At 70.4% G+C, this 14,587-nt stretch carries 15 protein-coding genes; 6 read left to right on the top strand and 9 right to left on the bottom strand.

The window, feature by feature from the left end:
• Window positions 1-2: 2 nt before the first annotated feature.
• Complete coding sequence (locus ACWEMY_RS04910; RefSeq protein ID WP_452388932.1) at window positions 3-980, bottom strand: STM4015 family protein; 978 nt, start codon at window positions 978-980, stop codon at window positions 3-5.
• A gap of 156 nt (window positions 981-1,136) precedes the next feature.
• Here ACWEMY_RS04910 and ACWEMY_RS04915 point away from each other — a divergent pair, with 156 nt between their 5' ends.
• Together ACWEMY_RS04915 and ACWEMY_RS04920 are read left to right on the top strand one after the other, a co-directional pair.
• Window positions 1,137-1,463, top strand: a complete 327-nt coding sequence (locus ACWEMY_RS04915) for a hypothetical protein (protein WP_452388933.1) — start codon at window positions 1,137-1,139, stop codon at window positions 1,461-1,463.
• Window positions 1,463-2,479: a DUF6745 domain-containing protein gene (locus tag ACWEMY_RS04920; protein WP_452388934.1), complete on the top strand. Its 1,017-nt coding sequence runs from the start codon at window positions 1,463-1,465 to the stop codon at window positions 2,477-2,479. The genes ACWEMY_RS04915 and ACWEMY_RS04920 overlap by 1 nt, the downstream gene beginning before the upstream one ends.
• A 29-nt stretch (window positions 2,480-2,508) precedes the next feature.
• Here ACWEMY_RS04920 and ACWEMY_RS04925 read toward each other — a convergent pair whose 3' ends face one another.
• Entirely contained in the window at window positions 2,509-3,354 is an 846-nt protein-coding gene (locus tag ACWEMY_RS04925; RefSeq protein WP_452388935.1) for an alpha/beta fold hydrolase, read from the bottom strand.
• Between the two features lie 74 nt (window positions 3,355-3,428).
• Here ACWEMY_RS04925 and ACWEMY_RS04930 point away from each other — a divergent pair, with 74 nt between their 5' ends.
• Window positions 3,429-4,055, top strand: coding sequence for a TetR/AcrR family transcriptional regulator (locus ACWEMY_RS04930; RefSeq protein ID WP_452388953.1), 627 nt, complete (start codon window positions 3,429-3,431; stop codon window positions 4,053-4,055).
• 63 nt (window positions 4,056-4,118) lie between these two features.
• Here ACWEMY_RS04930 and ACWEMY_RS04935 read toward each other — a convergent pair whose 3' ends face one another.
• On the bottom strand, window positions 4,119-5,078 hold the full coding sequence (locus tag ACWEMY_RS04935) for an endonuclease/exonuclease/phosphatase family protein (protein WP_452388936.1): 960 nt from the start codon (window positions 5,076-5,078) through the stop codon (window positions 4,119-4,121).
• A gap of 165 nt (window positions 5,079-5,243) precedes the next feature.
• Between ACWEMY_RS04935 and ACWEMY_RS04940 the strand changes: the two genes are divergently transcribed.
• Together ACWEMY_RS04940 and ACWEMY_RS04945 are read left to right on the top strand one after the other, a co-directional pair.
• Complete coding sequence (locus tag ACWEMY_RS04940; protein WP_452388937.1) at window positions 5,244-6,605, top strand: M20/M25/M40 family metallo-hydrolase; 1,362 nt, start codon at window positions 5,244-5,246, stop codon at window positions 6,603-6,605.
• A 25-nt stretch (window positions 6,606-6,630) separates the two neighbouring features.
• Complete coding sequence (locus ACWEMY_RS04945; RefSeq protein ID WP_452388938.1) at window positions 6,631-7,158, top strand: YbhB/YbcL family Raf kinase inhibitor-like protein; 528 nt, start codon at window positions 6,631-6,633, stop codon at window positions 7,156-7,158.
• A 56-nt stretch (window positions 7,159-7,214) separates the two neighbouring features.
• On the opposite strand, the gene ACWEMY_RS04950 is transcribed toward ACWEMY_RS04945, so the two are convergent.
• The 3 genes from ACWEMY_RS04950 to ACWEMY_RS04960 form a co-directional block, all read right to left on the bottom strand.
• Window positions 7,215-9,041 (bottom strand): AMP-dependent synthetase/ligase, encoded by a 1,827-nt coding sequence (locus ACWEMY_RS04950; RefSeq protein WP_375927568.1) that lies wholly within the window; start codon window positions 9,039-9,041, stop codon window positions 7,215-7,217.
• Window positions 9,042-9,174: 133 nt separating this feature from the next.
• Complete coding sequence (locus ACWEMY_RS04955; protein WP_452388939.1) at window positions 9,175-9,924, bottom strand: GTP cyclohydrolase II; 750 nt, start codon at window positions 9,922-9,924, stop codon at window positions 9,175-9,177.
• 101 nt (window positions 9,925-10,025) lie between these two features.
• Window positions 10,026-11,510, bottom strand: a complete 1,485-nt coding sequence (locus ACWEMY_RS04960; RefSeq protein WP_452388954.1) for a PfkB family carbohydrate kinase — start codon at window positions 11,508-11,510, stop codon at window positions 10,026-10,028.
• Between the two features lie 171 nt (window positions 11,511-11,681).
• On the opposite strand from ACWEMY_RS04960, the gene ACWEMY_RS04965 reads away from it, so the two are divergent.
• Window positions 11,682-12,074, top strand: a complete 393-nt coding sequence (locus ACWEMY_RS04965) for a hypothetical protein (protein WP_452388940.1) — start codon at window positions 11,682-11,684, stop codon at window positions 12,072-12,074.
• Between the two features lies 1 nt (window position 12,075).
• Here the strand turns inward: ACWEMY_RS04965 and ACWEMY_RS04970 are convergent, their stop codons facing one another.
• Genes ACWEMY_RS04970 through ACWEMY_RS04980 form a run of 3 tightly spaced genes read right to left on the bottom strand, consistent with a single transcriptional unit; the run spans window position 12,076 to window position 14,428 of the window.
• Entirely contained in the window at window positions 12,076-13,155 is a 1,080-nt protein-coding gene (locus ACWEMY_RS04970; RefSeq protein ID WP_452388941.1) for a quinone-dependent dihydroorotate dehydrogenase, read from the bottom strand.
• A gap of 8 nt (window positions 13,156-13,163) precedes the next feature.
• Window positions 13,164-13,418, bottom strand: a complete 255-nt coding sequence (locus tag ACWEMY_RS04975) for a DUF5703 family protein (protein ID WP_375927560.1) — start codon at window positions 13,416-13,418, stop codon at window positions 13,164-13,166.
• Window positions 13,418-14,428 (bottom strand): hypothetical protein, encoded by a 1,011-nt coding sequence (locus ACWEMY_RS04980; protein ID WP_452388942.1) that lies wholly within the window; start codon window positions 14,426-14,428, stop codon window positions 13,418-13,420. The genes ACWEMY_RS04975 and ACWEMY_RS04980 overlap by 1 nt, the downstream gene beginning before the upstream one ends.
• Window positions 14,429-14,587 lie beyond the last annotated feature (159 nt).

Genomic DNA, 14,587 nt, shown 5'->3' on the forward strand with positions numbered 1-14,587 from the left:
ACTCACTCGGCGACGGAGACGTAACGCCAGACGTTGGCGCCGTCCTCGTAGCTGTAGGCGTCGGCGGCGTCGAGATCCACGCTGACACCGGCGAGGGTGGCGGTGAGCCGGGCGCCGATCTCGGCGCTCACATAGTTGTGGCGCAGGTCCAGCGACTTCAGGTGATCGAGCGGCTGCCCACCGAGCAGGGCGATGATGCCGTCGTCGGTGAGCACACCCATCGACAGGTCCAGCTCGTCGAGCCGGGCCACCACCGGAGCCGAGGCCACCGCGGCGCAGATCGCGTCCTGGATCTCGCTGTTGCGCAGGGCCAGCCGGGTGAGCCGCGGCAGCCGGTCACCCGCCAGTATCGGGGCCAAATCATCGACATCGCTGTCGCCGCCGTAATCGGAGGTGCCCAGCCACAATTCGAGATCGACCAGGGCGGGCAGCTCACAACCGGCCACCCCACGCACGGCCTCGGCGGGCAGTCCGCCGGCCTGGACGACGAGCCGGCGCAGATTCTCGTGCCGGACGGCGGAGAAGTCGAGATTCTGCCCGCCGCGCACACCGAACTCCTCCAGTGCTGGAAACGCTTCGAGCAGCGTGCTCACCCGGCCCTGGTTGATCCAGGAGATCTCGCATTCCTCGGAGTGGATGTCACCGACGAACACCGCTCGCAAGCTGGTGAACCGGGCCTTCGCGGCCACGATCGCCGCGAAGATCTCGTCCGGACCGCTGTCGTAGGCCTCCGGCCAGCAGCCGATGACCAGCGCCCGGACCCGGCCGGGATCGACGGTGTCGAGGAACCGTTCGAACGCCTCGGTCCAGGTCTCCTCGGGCTCGTCGCAGTTCACCGTGATGCGCCACGCCACTTCGTCGGCCGCGGGCAGATCGCGCAGCGCCGCGGCGCGGCCGGTCTCGTCGGTTTCCTCGTCCAGCACGGGGAAAGGATGTGTGGGCAGGCCGCCCCATGCGTCGAGATGTATTCCTGTGTTCATGAATTCCCGCCCCTTGTCGACGTGCCGCCCCGGTGGTGACAGCAGCGTTTCTATCAAGGGGCACCGACAGCTTCCGCGCCTGGGCCGGGTTGTCGGTGGCCGCCGCTACGGTCGAGCGCACGACAGGCCCACGAGGGCCGCGACGGGGAGGACGACATGTACCGACAGGGTGATGTGCTGATCGTGCCGCTGGCCGAGGACGCGGTGCCCGCCGCCGCGCACACGGCGCGCGGCGAATCACGCGACAGCAGAGGACGACTGGTGCTGGCCTTGGGTGAGGTGACCGGGCACGCGCACGCGATTCCCGGCCCCGGCAGGCTGATCCGGGAGGCGAGCGTGTTCGGCCCGCTGCTGCTGCATCTGCCGACGGGCGGGCGGGTCGTTCACGAGGAACACGCGCCGATCGTCTTGCCGAAGGGGTGGTTCCGGGTGATCCGGCAACGCGAGTACGTCCCCGGTTCGGTGCGGGTGGTGGCGGACTGATGAGCACGACGACGAACTCACTCGACTGGCGCGCGGTGGCCGCCGCGACCGGTGCCGGTGACCGAGCCGCCGCGGAGGCGGGCGTCCGGCTGGCCTACACCCGCGCCGGACTGGCCGAACCGGACCGGATCCTGTGGGCCGCTTCGCCGCCCGCGGCGGTGCGCCTGCTGTTCGAGGGGCAGGCGACCGGCCCGTCCGTCCGCGACACGATACGCAACGGTCCCTGGTCGGCCGAACGGGCGCGGCTGCACGCCGAGCTGGGCGCCGAGGGCTACGGCGCGCACTGGCGTGCGACCGGCGCGGACCTGTGGGAGTCCACCAACGCCGTGGTCGAACGTCTACGGACCGGCGTGCTCGAGGCGGTCGCCGACGGAGATCCCCGCCGGGAGCAGCAGGTCCGGCTCCTGCTGCTCGACGCCGTGCTCGGTCAGCACGACGCCGCCTGGCTCAGCGCCTACGACACCCGGCCCGGCAACCCGCTCGACGGCCTGGCCGCCGTGGCGACACAGGCGGGCTGGTGGTGGCCCTACGAGAATGTCGCCGTGCTCACCGAGCGTCCACTCGAGCTGCACCGCGACGAAGCGGGCCGCCTCGACAACGGCGACGGCCCGGCCCTCGCCTACGCCGACGGCTTCGCCCTGCACGCCTGGCGCGGCATGCCGGTCACCGCCGGGTTCCTCGACAGCCTGCGCACCCTGACCCCGCAGCGCATCCGGGACGAGGAGAACGCCGAACTGCGCCGGGTGATGCTCGAGTACTACGGCTACGACCGGTATCTCACCGAATCGGACGCGCGTCCGGTGCATCGCGACGAGACCGGCGTCCTGTGGCGGATCGCGCTCGTGGGTGACGAGGACGTGGTGATGGTCGAAGTCGTCAACTCCACCCCGGAACCGGACGGCACCCACCGCACCTATTGGCTGCGCGTCCCGCCGGCCACCCGCACCGCCCGCGAGGGCGTCGCCTGGACTTTCGGGCTCGGGGCGGAGGTCTACGAACCACTCCAGCAGACCTGATCCGCGGTGAGACCGCTTGTGCGGCACGGCTATCGGCGGGCGCCGGTGGTGGTGAGGAACTCGGTGACGGCGGCGGCGACAGCTCGCGGCCGGTCGAGCATGGACAGGACGTAGGCGTCGTCGATCTCGACCAGCCGGGCATGGGGCAGCAGAGCGGCCAGCCGGTGGCCGTGCTCGCGGGGCATGACCTTGCCCGCGCTGGACCAGAGGACGAGCGCCTCGCCGGAGAAGTTCCGGAGGGCTTCGGTGTCGGCGACGAGGTCGGCCTTGCGACGGCTCGAGCGCATGTAGGCGAGCACATCGGCGCGGATGGCCGGTTGACGCAGACCGGGCTCGGTCCAGCCGTGGACGAGGCCGTCGGGGATCGGGTACTTGGCCATCCAGCCGAACAGCGGGGGAGTCCGGCGCAGCCACGGCACCCGTAGCTGGCGCAGGGCCAGGCTCACGCCGCCGGGCAGGTACGCGGCCAGGGTCGCCGACTTGCCCGGCAGGCCGGGCGGGAAGTTGCCGAACGCCTCGCACGGGAACACGATGAGCCGGCCGACGCGCTCGTCGAGGCCGTACGCGGTGAGGAACAGCGCCCCACCCCAGTCGGAATGCACGAGGGTGACCTCGCGCAGGTCCAGGGCGGCGAGGAAATCGGCGATCAGGTGGTTGAGGCCGCGCAGGCTCAGATCGGTGCCGGGCCTCATCGGTTCGGGATGCGCGCCGAGAGGCAGATCGGGCAGCACGTACCGGAACCCGGCGGGCAGCAGGTCGATCACCGCATCCCACACCGTGTGGTTCATCAGCAGTCCGTGCAGCAGGACCACTGGCGGGCCCTCGCCCTGGTCGCGGTAGTGGAGACGTCCGGCGGGGATGTCGACGGTCGGCACGGTGCCCTCCTCGGAGTAGAGCGTTCGCTCTAGTGCGGATGCTCTAGTCTGGAACGGTGAGCGAGCGGATGTCAATGACGACGCGGGAACGGCTGGTCGTCGCGGTGAGCGAACTGCTGCGTGTGCACGGCTACAGCGCGATCACCGTCAAACAGATCACCGCGGCGGCACAGGCTCCGATGGGTTCGCTGTATCACCACTTTCCGCACGGCAAGGTGCAGATCGCCGCCGAAGCGCTGCGCACCTCGGGTGCCGCCTACATCCAGCTGCTGCCGCTGCTGATGGACCCGCACGAGGACCTGCGCGTCGCGGTGCCCGCCGCCTTCACCGAGGCCGCGCGCACGCTCGAGGAGTCCGGCTGGATGAACATGTGCCCGGTCGGCACGGTGGCCGGGGAGATCGCCGACAGCGAACCGCCCCTGCGCGAGGCGGCGGCCGAGGTGATGCGCGACTGGATCGACCAGGGCACGGCCTACTTCCTGGCCAGAGGGCTACCGGAAGCGGCGGCCCGCGACCTGATCGTGGCGATCCTGACCGCACTGGAAGGGGCGTTCATCCTCGGCCGCACCCTGCGCTCCACCGAACCCCTCCACGCGGCAGGCCGGGCGATGGCCGCACGCATCGAGACGGTGGTGAGCGAAGCGTCCACCCGCGGCGCGACGGTGACGACACGTGTCGACACCGTGCCGCCTGTTTCGTAACGACGTCCGCGAACCCGGACCGCTCACGACGTGGCGTGTCAGCGGACGGACGTGCGCCGGTGACTACGGTTCTCGATGCAGCACGATGCGCGCGACCAGCGCCCGGTGATCGGCCCCCGGCAGATCCACCGTCTCGACCCCGGTCGCGTGCGCCCCGTCGAGGAGCACGTGATCGATACCGACCACCGGCGGAAAGCGCTGGTCGGTCGGATAGGTGACCAGCCTGCCCGCACCCGCCTGCGCCCCGGCATCGGCGTACCGCCCGGCCGTCATCGCCCGGAACCGGGTGTGATCGTGGGTGGCGTTGAAGTCGCCGCCGACCACCACCGGACGCCCGGTCGGCGCGCATTCGATGATCGCCGTCAGCCGCGTCAGCTCGGCGGCCCACACACCGGTGTCGTAGATCGGCGGCACCGGATGGATCGCGTAGACCGAGACCGGCCCCACCTCGGGCACGGTCGCGGTCGCCGAGATCTGGTTCAGCACGAACCCGTCGTATTCGACCGTCTCCGACAGTGGATAGCGGCTCCAGATCCCGGTCCCACTCGCGGTCTGCCCCGGCGCGAGATAGCGGTGCGGCAACAGTTCGTCGAGCCCGGCCCGGCCGAGCGCGTCCACCGCCGGGCGGGTCAGTTCGTTGACGGTGAGCAGCGCGACGTCCCGCGCCCGTACCTGCTCGACCAGCGCGGACGGGTCGGCGCCATCGAAGAGCAGATTGGCCTGCATCGCCGTGATCGCGACCCCGGCGCCCTCTGCGCCGTCGGCGATGTACAGGGGTGCCTGCGTCGCGAGACCGATCACCGTCACCAGCGCGGCCGCGCCGGTGGCGACCCACTGCCGCGTCACCGCGAATCCGGCCGTTCCGAGTACCGCGCCGCACATCAGATACGGCGCGGCGGACGCGGCCAGCACCAGCGGCTCCACCGCCCAGCCGACGAAATGCAGCGCGACCCCGGCCGCGCCGGCCAGCGTCGCGGCTCCCGCCAGCAGAGTGGCTCCGATCCGGACACCGCGCGATCTCACCGTGTCAGCCAACCACGCACGCCGCACCCGCGGCGAATTCGGTGGCCCGACCGGGGAATTGCGCTCACCGCGAGTCGTAGTCGGGCGGTGCGGCGAGCAGCGGCGAATCGGTGCGAGTCCGGGGAGGTGGCGCGGGGTGGGGCCGGACAGTGGTAGGAAAGGGACGTGTCGGCATCTGGCGAGAATTCTGGTTCGAACGGTCGGTCCCGCGCGGTGGACGAGGTGGTGGAGCTGGTCAGCACGCTGATCCGGTTCGACACCTCCAACACCGGCGAGCTCGCCACCACCAAGGGCGAGCGCGAATGCGCCGAATGGGTGGCCCAGCAGCTACAGGACGTCGGCTACGAGACCGAATACGTCGAATCCGGCGCACCGGGGCGCGGCAATGTGTTTGCGCGGCTGAAGGGCGCGGATTCGAGCCGTGGCGCGCTGATGATCCACGGACACCTGGACGTGGTGCCCGCCGAAGCCGCGGACTGGAGTGTGCACCCGTTCTCGGGCGCGGTCCGCGACGGATACGTGTGGGGCCGCGGCGCGATCGACATGAAGGACATGGTCGGCATGACCCTGGCGCTGGCCCGCCAGTTCAAGGCCGAGGGCACGGTACCCCCGCGCGACCTGGTGTTCGCGTTCCTGGCCGACGAGGAGAACGGCGGCCGGTGGGGCTCGCAGTGGCTGGTCGACAACCGGCCCGACCTGTTCGACGGCATCACCGAGGCGGTCGGCGAGGTCGGCGGGTTCTCGCTGACCGTGCCCCGCCCCGACGGCACCGAACGCAGGCTCTACCTGGTGGAGACCGCGGAGAAGGGCCTGGGCTGGATGCGGTTGCGCGCCAAGGCTCGCGCCGGTCACGGCTCGTTCCTGCACGAGGACAACGCGGTCACCATCCTGGCCGACGCGGTCGCCCGGCTGGGCAAACACACCTTCCCGCTGGTGCTCTCGGACTCGGTGGCCGAGTTCCTGGCCGCGGTGAGCGAGGAGTCCGGGCTCGAATTCGACCCGCACAGCCCCGACATCGAGGGCCAGCTCGCCAAGCTCGGCACCATCTCGCGCATCATCGGCGCCACCCTGCGCGACACCGCCAACCCGACCATGCTCTCGGCGGGCTACAAGGCCAATGTGATCCCGCAGACCGCCGAGGCCGTGGTGGACTGCCGGGTGGTACCCGGCAGGCAGGCCGCCTTCGAACGCGAGGTCGACGAACTGATCGGCCCCGATGTGGAGCGCGAGTGGATCACCAAACTCGACTCCTACGAGACCACCTTCGACGGTCACCTCGTCGACGCCATGAACGACGCCGTCCTCGCCAACGACCCGCAGGGCCGCACCGTGCCCTACATGCTCTCCGGCGGCACCGACGCGAAAGCCTTCGCGCGACTGGGCATCCGCTGCTTCGGTTTCGCGCCGCTGCAGCTGCCGCCCGACCTGGACTTCACCGCCCTGTTCCACGGGGTGGACGAGCGGGTGCCGGTGCACTCACTGGAATTCGGCACCCGGGTACTGGAACATTTCCTTCTGCACAGCTGATCGACCACCACTCCGAGAGGTCTCCATGAGCTACAACCCCTATGACGCACTGCCGCAGGTGCCCTCCTTCACCGTCACCTCCGCCGACATCACCGACGGGCAGCCACTGGCCAACGACCAGGTGTCAGGTGTGTTCGGATCGGGCGGCAAGGACATCTCGCCGCAGCTGAGCTGGTCCGGATTCCCCGAGGGCACCCAGAGTTTCGCGGTGACCGTCTTCGATCCCGACGCGCCCACCGCCTCCGGCTTCTGGCACTGGGCCGTGGCGAACATCCCGGCCTCGGTGACCTCGCTGGACAGCGGCGCGGGCAGCGAAGGCGGCACGCTGCCCGCCGGCGCGGTGACCCTGCGCAACGACGGCGGGTTCCCCGGATTCGTCGGCGCCTCGCCGCCCAAGGGCCACGGACCGCACCGCTACTACGTGGTGGTGCACGCGGTCGACGTCCCCGAACTCGAGGTCGGGCCGGACGCCGCGCCCGCGTTCCTCGGCTTCAACCTGTTCTTCCACACCCTGGGCAGGGCCACCCTGATCGGCACCTACGAAGAGCGCTGAACCACAACGACAGTGGCCCCGGACGGTATTCGTCCGGGGCCACTGTCGACGGTCGGTTACTTCACGTTGACGACGTGCTCCGGCGGCGTCGCCGCGTAGAGCGCCTCGATCGTCTCGGCGTACTTGTTCGCGATCGGCGTGCGCTTGAGCGACATCTTCGGGGTGAGCTCGTCGCCACCGGGCTCCCACAGCGTCTCCACCACGACGAAGCGCTTGATCTGCTCCACCCGCGAGAGCTTGCGGTTACCCGCGAGCACGGCCTCACGCACCTCGTCGACGATCTCCTTGCGCCGGGCCAGCTCGGCGTGGGTGGCGTCGGTGGCGCCGAACTCCTTGGCGCGCAACGCGGCGACATCGGGGTCGAGCATGATCAGCGCGGTGATGTAGGGCTTGGCCTCACCGATGGCGACGGCCTGACCGATCATCGACGAGGCCGCCTTCATGGCGTTCTCGATATTGGACGGGGCGATGTTCTTGCCCGCCTCGCTGATGATGAGCTCCTTCTTGCGGTCCACGATGCGCAGGTAGCCGTCGGCGTCGAGGGTGCCGATGTCACCGGTGTGCAGCCAGCCCGCGTCGTCGATGGCCTCGGCGGTCTTGTCGGGCATGTTGCGGTAGCCCGGGGTGACGATCGGACCGCGCAGCAGCACCTCGCCGTCGGAGTCCAGCCGCAGCTCGCAGCCCTCCATCACCCGGCCGACCGAACCGGGCCGCGGCTTGTCGATCTCGGTGTAGGTGCCCACACCGGTGGTCTCCGACATGCCCCACACCTCGCTGACGGCGAAGCCGAGGCCGAGGAAGTACTCCAGGGTCTCCGGCGGCACCGGCGCCGCACCCGAGGCGGCCACCTTCAGTTCGGCGAAGCCCAGCGCCTCGCGCAGCTTCGACAGCACCAGGGTGTCGGCGATCTTGTGCTGCACACCCAGCAGCACCGAGCCGCCCTCGCCGGACAGCTTGGCCTTGGCCTGCGCGACACCCACACCGATCGACCAGTTGGCCAGCGCCTTCTTCACCGGGCTCGGCTCCACGGCGAGCTTGTTCTCGATGCCGGCCTTGATCTTCTGCCACACCCGGGGCACACCGAAGAACACCGTGGGACGGGCGTCGGGCAGCGCGGCGGCGATCTCGCGCGGGTCGGGCACAGTGGTGATCTGGATGCCGGTGAGCAGGCTCATCGCGTGCGCGGAGATGCGGTCGGCGACGTGCGCGGCGGGCAGGTAGGACACCGCGCGGTCATCGAAACCGACCGGCAGCGGGCCCGAGACCAGGCCGACGACCTGGGCGATCACATTGGTCTGGGTGAGCTCGACGCCCTTGGACGGGCCGGTGGTGCCGGAGGTGTAGATCAGCGTCGCCAGGTCACCCGGCTGCACGGCCTGCCAGGCGGCGTCGAAGTCGAAATCGGCGGCCGGATCGGCCTCGAGCTCGGCGAGGGTGATGGTGCCCGCGGCGGTGCCGTCGACGAGCACGGTGTGCTCGATCTCGCCGCCTGCTTCCCGGATGACGTCCAGGAACGCCTGCTCGGTGACGACCACCTTGTTGCCCGCGTTGGCGAACACGTGCGCGATCTGCTCGGCGGAGCTGGTGTTGTACACCGAGAACGGGGTGGCGCCCAGGTGCAGCGCGGCGGTGTCGATGAGGTTGAACTCGGGGCGGTTGGTGAGCATGATCCCGACCGCGTCCCCGTGTCCCACACCGAGTTTCGCCAGGCCCGCCGCGAGCGCGCGCACGCGGGTGGCGTACTCGGCCCAGGTGATCTCCTGGGTGCCCCCGACCGTGCGCAGTGCGATCTGGTCGGGCCGCAACGCGGCGGTCTGCTGGAAGGCGGCGGGCACGGTGTGCACCGTGACGCCGGAAGCGTGCGCGAAACCGATGTCTGTCATATCCCTGTTCCCGAATAGGCCGTGCCGGATACCGAGCCAATGCGAGTGGAACTGTCTCATCGTCTCGAGCGATGGGCGTCAGCAGTGGCGCGGCTCACTCATCGTAACCGGACATACGGGATTGTGGCGTGGGTTACCCACGACCGCCAGGCCGGAAACCTCGCAGCCACCGCGCCCACCACGGGCGCCCGGGCACCACCGCGACCTCGGCGGACGCCGAATACTGCGGCGCCCACGGCGCGAAATCGCGGGGAATCATGTGCTTGCGGTGCCGGATCTTGGCGTCCAGGTACCGGCGGCCGCGGTCGGTGCGCAACTGGATGGCGAGGGGGATCACCTCGACGGCGATCCCCGCCTCGGCCAGCGCGCGCAGCTTCTCCGGATTGTTGGTGAGCAGTCGCACCTGGTGGATGCCCAGATCGAGCAGCGCCTTGGCCACGTGCTCGTAGCGGCGGGCATCGGGGTCCAGGCCGAGCCGCTCATAGCTGGCGAAGGTGTCGATGCCGTACTGCTCGCTGGCACGATAGCCGATCGCCTTCCACAGCAGGCCCGCGCCGCGGCCCTCCTGCTCGAGGTAGACCAGCACGCCGCCACCCTCGGCCTGGATGCGATCCATCGACAGCGCCAGCTCCGGGCCGCAGTCGCAGTCGTCGGAGCCGAGCGCGTCACCGTAGAGGCAGCGCGAGTGCACCCGCACCAGCGGCCGCTCGCCGAGCTCACCGAACACCAGCAGATGGCCGCCGTCGGTGTCGCTGTCGAGCGCGTGCACCCGCACCCGCAGCTGGGTGCCGTTGCGGCTGAACAGATGATCCGGCCGCAGATCCTCAACGCCGCGTCCCGGCACCGCATCCGGTGTGTGCGGGACGGACTCGATGATCGTCAAGCGCTCCTCCGAGGGCTGTTCCGGCACCGGGCGACCCGGGCGCGTGGACGGTAGGGGCAAGGCAACGGCGCGACTCTACTCCCGGAGTGTCGGCGGACAGGTCAACCGGGTGTCACGTCCGGGTGAACGGCGTCGGCGTACACGTGCACGACCCGATCCACCTCGGTGACGTCGGGAAACACCGTCGAGACCACCCCGAGCTTCTGGGTCGGCAACATGGCCGCGGTACACCACACATAGTCCGGAACCGTCAGCGCGCCACCGGAGCCCACCACCCGCGCGGCCAGCGCCGCGGCGAAGGCGGCGGCCGCGCCGACGGCGGCCTTGAGCACCTGGGGGAAGTGGTCGACGACGATGTCGTCGTCCTCGGAATAGACCGTGCAGGCGAAACCGTCCACCGCGCACACCGCCGACACGCCGAGGCCGCGCAGCCTGCGGGCGGTGTCGGCGGGGGAGGCGGTGTGCACCTCGGGCAGCAGCGCGTCCAGCTCGGTGCTCGAGCCGACGAGATGGTCCACCACGTCGAGATACGTGTAGAGGCTCTGCGGTGCGGGCAGACTCGGTGTCGCGCAGACGATCACGTGGGGACGCTCGGGCAGCGCGCGCAGCTGCGCGAGCAGGTACTCGAGGATCGGAGCGGGCTGTTCGAAGGTGAGCACGACCACCGACGACGCGGCCAGTGTCGCGCGCACCGACTCGGTGTCGAGGTCCTCGGTGCTCAGCTGCACGTGCGGGTCCCGGCAGCCGATCAGCCTGACCTCGCCGCTCGGGGTCATGATCACGGCGGTGACCAGCGTCGCGGCGTTCGGCACCACCTTGACCAGTGCCTCGCCGATGCGGTGCCGGGCGAGCAGGTCGCGGATCTGCTGACCGTTGTCGTCGGCGCCGATGGCGGCCAGCAGTCGCACGTCGAGCCCGAGCCGCGCCGCGGCCACCGCCCGGTTGAGGCCCTTGCCGCCGGGCGCCCCGGCGAACGTGCCGCCGACGGGGGAGTTCTCGCCGGGGAAGGTGTCCACGCGATAGAGATGGTCGATCACCGCGTCACCGACCACGGTGACCATCTCGGCCGACAGCGGCGGCGGTACGGCTGATCCGGTGGCGGGGTCGGGTGCCGTTCCCGTGGTGAGCAGGGCGGCCAGTGCGGTGAGCGCCTCGCGTTCGGCACTGGATCGCAGGCGTTTGACGGTGGGCGCGTCGGGGATCGTCGTCGCGCCGAGCGCGGTGTGCAGCTGGTTCCACTGCTGTGCCAGGTGGATCCGGCGAGCACCGAGATTGACCGCGTAGAGCGCGGCCGGGTCGACACCCGCGATCGCCGGGTCCCGCAGCAGTCCGAGGACCAGCGTCGCGTCGGCGATGAGCAGCTGGCTCGGCGGCAATTGCCGGGCGGCTTCCCGCAGCACCGGCAGCACCGCGTCCTCCGGGGCGATCCCGGCGTGCTGCGCGTAGCGCGTGACCACCGGCAGCTCGAGAATCGGCGCGGCCCCGATCTCGGTGTGCCGCAACCGATCCGCGCTGACACCGGAGAATTTGCCGAGGCGCGCGAGAATGGCACGCACCACGTCCGTGCGGGGGTCCTGCGGAACCATCGGCACGCGTCCGGCCTCCCAGAGTCGACACGAAAGTTGTTTAGCGACCCGCTGTTCGGGCAATTACCAACTTACAACGGCAATTGACCGCAGTGAAGGGCAAATGCCACACTGGAAGTGGGCATTCACCCGGGAGCCACCGCTCCCCTCAGGGAAAATCGGAGGTGTCCGATGACCATCCACCTCACCCCGAACGACATGCGCAGCACCCGCAGCCCCGAATACGCCGAACGCGTGGGCGCAGGCCCGGAGGTCTGGGTCCTCAGCTGGCTGCCCGAGCGCGCGCTCACCCGCGAACAGGCTTTCGCGGGAATGCAGCTCGACGAACTGCTCAGCGATGTGGACGCCACCCACGACCGTATGGCGCACGCGCAGATCAACGCCTACGCCGACACTCTCGGCATCGTGTGGGAACAGGCGATCATCCGGCTCTACAAGCGGATGATCGAACGCTTCGACGGCGACCCGGCGGCACTGGCCGCGCAGACGGCACCGGCGGGCCCGCGTACCGCGCCCGAGCTGTTCGGGCACGGCAACGCGACCCGCCGGGTCTACTTCGGATAACTCAGGCCGAGTGCGCGCGGTGCTCCGCGCCGACCGCCTCGGCCAGCGAGCGGAATCCGCCCGCCCGCAGGTTCGCCGCGATGCCACGGTGGATGCGGGTGGTCCAGAACAGGCCGCCGTAGATGAAACCGGTGTAGCCCTGCAGCAGCGTGGCACCGGCGAGAATGCGCTCCCACGCCTGCTCGGCGGTCTCGATGCCACCGACGGAGATCAGCACGACCTCGTCCCCGACGCGCGCGTACAGGCGGCGCAGCACCTCGAGCGAGCGATCGGCCACCGGCGCGCCGGACAGCCCACCGGCGCCCATGGCCTCGACCTCGGCGGCCGGGGTGCGCAGGCCGTCGCGGCGGATGGTGGTGTTGGTGGCGACGATGCCGGCCAGGCCGAGCTCGACGGCCAGGTCGGCGACGGCGTCGACATCCTCGTCGGACAGGTCGGGGGCGATCTTCACCAGCACCGGCACCGACACGCAATCGAGCACGGCCTGCAGGATCGGGCGCAGCGATTCGACCGCCTGCAGATCGCGCAGACCCGGCGTATTGGGCGAGGACACATTGACCACGACGAAATCGGCCAGCGGGCCGAGCAGCCGGGCGCTGGTGGCGTAATCGGCCGCGGCGGCCTCGGGCTCGACCACCTTGGTCTTGCCGATATTGGCCCCGATCGGGACCGTCGGACGCGCGCCGTGCAGCCGGGCGGCGGCCGCGGCGGCACCGTGGTTGTTGAAACCCATGCGGTTGATCAGGCCGTGGTCGGCGGGCAGCCGGAACAGGCGCGGGGCCGGGTTACCCGGCTGCGCGTGCGCGGTGACGGTGCCGATCTCGGCGAAACCGAAACCGAGCGAACCCCAGGTGTTCGCGCCGTCGGCGTTCTTGTCGAACCCGGCGGCCAGGCCCAGCGGAGCGGCGAAGTCGACGCCGAAGGCGGTGGTCGCCAGGATCGGATCCTCGACGACGGTCAGCTTGCGGACCAGCCACCGGGTGGGCGGGAACCAGGTCGCGAACCGCAGGGTCGCGAACACCAGGTGGTGCACCCGCTCCGGCGGGATCAGGAACATCAGGCGTAACAACAGGGCGTACATGGGTCGGCTCACAATCCGGGTTCGGGCACAGGGAGGACGGCGTTCTTGCGGCGGCGCAACAACACCCGGCGGCTGCCGTCGGTGTAGGCGCGGACCCGAGACAGTTCCCACCCGCCGAATTCGGCCTGGATGGCCAGCCGCATGGAGGCGGTGACCCGGGTGACGTCGGGCGGCAACCGCAGCGGCACGTACTCGTAGTCGTCGTTGCTGGTTTCCCAGCTCGGCGGGATCGCCGAGCGCGAACCGCGAGGCTTGGTGGCCATCACTGCCCTCTCTTCCGCTCGTCCGCGCCGATCCGCTGCAGACCGTCGCCCGCGGCCGAGGCCACGTACAGGTCGCCGGTGCGTTCGTCGACGGTCACCGCGTCGGGCTGGCGCAGCGTCGGGAAGCGTCCGACCTCGACACCGATGCCCGTCGACAGGTCGTAGCCGACGACCTCGTTGCTCTGCGTGCGGGTCACCCACACCGTGTCGGAACGCGGATCGTAGGCGAGCGCGTAAGGCGATGATGGTACCGGGAAACGCTGCCGCAGCACGAGCGGACCGGCCGAGTAGACCAGCAGTTCACCGCCCGCGGTGTCGGTGACGACGATGCGTCCGTGCGGGTCGGTGACCAGGTTGGTGGCGCCGTCACCAGCGCGCAGCATCAGGCCCAGCGCGTCGTCGCGCACGCTGACCACGGCGGTCTGTTTCCGGTCGAGGACGGTGATGTCCTCACCGGTGACCGCGATGGCGTCGGCCGAGACCAGGCCGGTGACCGTGCGCGTCACGGTGCCGTCGGCGGCCAGCACGCGTACCGTGCCGTCGGCTGTACCGACGACGAGCGTGCCGTCGCTGCGTGTTTGCACACTGCGCACATCGCCGTCGACGGCGGTCTCGGTGACCGCGCCCGTCGCCGCGTCGACACGCAGGACACGGCCCTGGGCGGCCACCAGGATCTCGCCCGGCGCGCCCTGGGCCAGCGTGACGCCCGTGGCGGGCAGCGTGACCGTGCGCGGGGCGGTGGGCGCCGCGGGGTCGATCAGTGTGAGTGTGGTGCCCGCGGTGTCGAGGGCGGCGACGCGACCGGTCGAGCGTTCGGCGAGCAGCGCCGCGGTGGCGGGGGCGGGCAGCACCTGACCCGTGGGGGAGACGGTGGTGGCTGGGGAGACCGCCGCGGTGGCGGGTTCCCTGGTCGGTACGTCGGGGCCGCCGTCGTCACCGGCACATCCCGTCAGCACCACCAGTGCCGCCGCGCCGAGAAACGCTGAGGCGAGCGAGCCGCGAGGGCGCATGCACCGAACTCCTTCATTCCGCACGAGGTGACCGCTGATCACCATCTGACCATGATGACTCACCAGTAGCTCCGACCGGGTGGGGCCGTCGGCGGTGTCGGTGACGCGGGTTACTGTTGACGCGTCGACAATTGATGGCCGAGCAACGGCAGGAGATCG

Source organism: Nocardia sp. NPDC004415 (genome assembly GCF_053602435.1).

Excerpts from the sequence above, each read along its gene's own strand:
- ACWEMY_RS04980 (WP_452388942.1), bottom strand. The coding sequence starts at position 14,428 with ATGCGCCCTCGCGGCTCGCTCGCCTCAGCGTTTCTCGGCGCGGCGGCA.
- ACWEMY_RS04965 (WP_452388940.1), top strand. The coding sequence starts at position 11,682 with ATGACCATCCACCTCACCCCGAACGACATGCGCAGCACCCGCAGCCCC.
- ACWEMY_RS04910 (WP_452388932.1), bottom strand. The coding sequence starts at position 980 with ATGAACACAGGAATACATCTCGACGCATGGGGCGGCCTGCCCACACAT.
- ACWEMY_RS04950 (WP_375927568.1), bottom strand. The coding sequence starts at position 9,041 with ATGACAGACATCGGTTTCGCGCACGCTTCCGGCGTCACGGTGCACACC.
- ACWEMY_RS04975 (WP_375927560.1), bottom strand. The coding sequence starts at position 13,418 with ATGGCCACCAAGCCTCGCGGTTCGCGCTCGGCGATCCCGCCGAGCTGG.
- ACWEMY_RS04915 (WP_452388933.1), top strand. The coding sequence starts at position 1,137 with ATGTACCGACAGGGTGATGTGCTGATCGTGCCGCTGGCCGAGGACGCG.
- ACWEMY_RS04930 (WP_452388953.1), top strand. The coding sequence starts at position 3,429 with ATGACGACGCGGGAACGGCTGGTCGTCGCGGTGAGCGAACTGCTGCGT.
- ACWEMY_RS04960 (WP_452388954.1), bottom strand. The coding sequence starts at position 11,510 with ATGGTTCCGCAGGACCCCCGCACGGACGTGGTGCGTGCCATTCTCGCG.
- ACWEMY_RS04920 (WP_452388934.1), top strand. The coding sequence starts at position 1,463 with ATGAGCACGACGACGAACTCACTCGACTGGCGCGCGGTGGCCGCCGCG.
- ACWEMY_RS04970 (WP_452388941.1), bottom strand. The coding sequence starts at position 13,155 with ATGTACGCCCTGTTGTTACGCCTGATGTTCCTGATCCCGCCGGAGCGG.
- ACWEMY_RS04945 (WP_452388938.1), top strand. The coding sequence starts at position 6,631 with ATGAGCTACAACCCCTATGACGCACTGCCGCAGGTGCCCTCCTTCACC.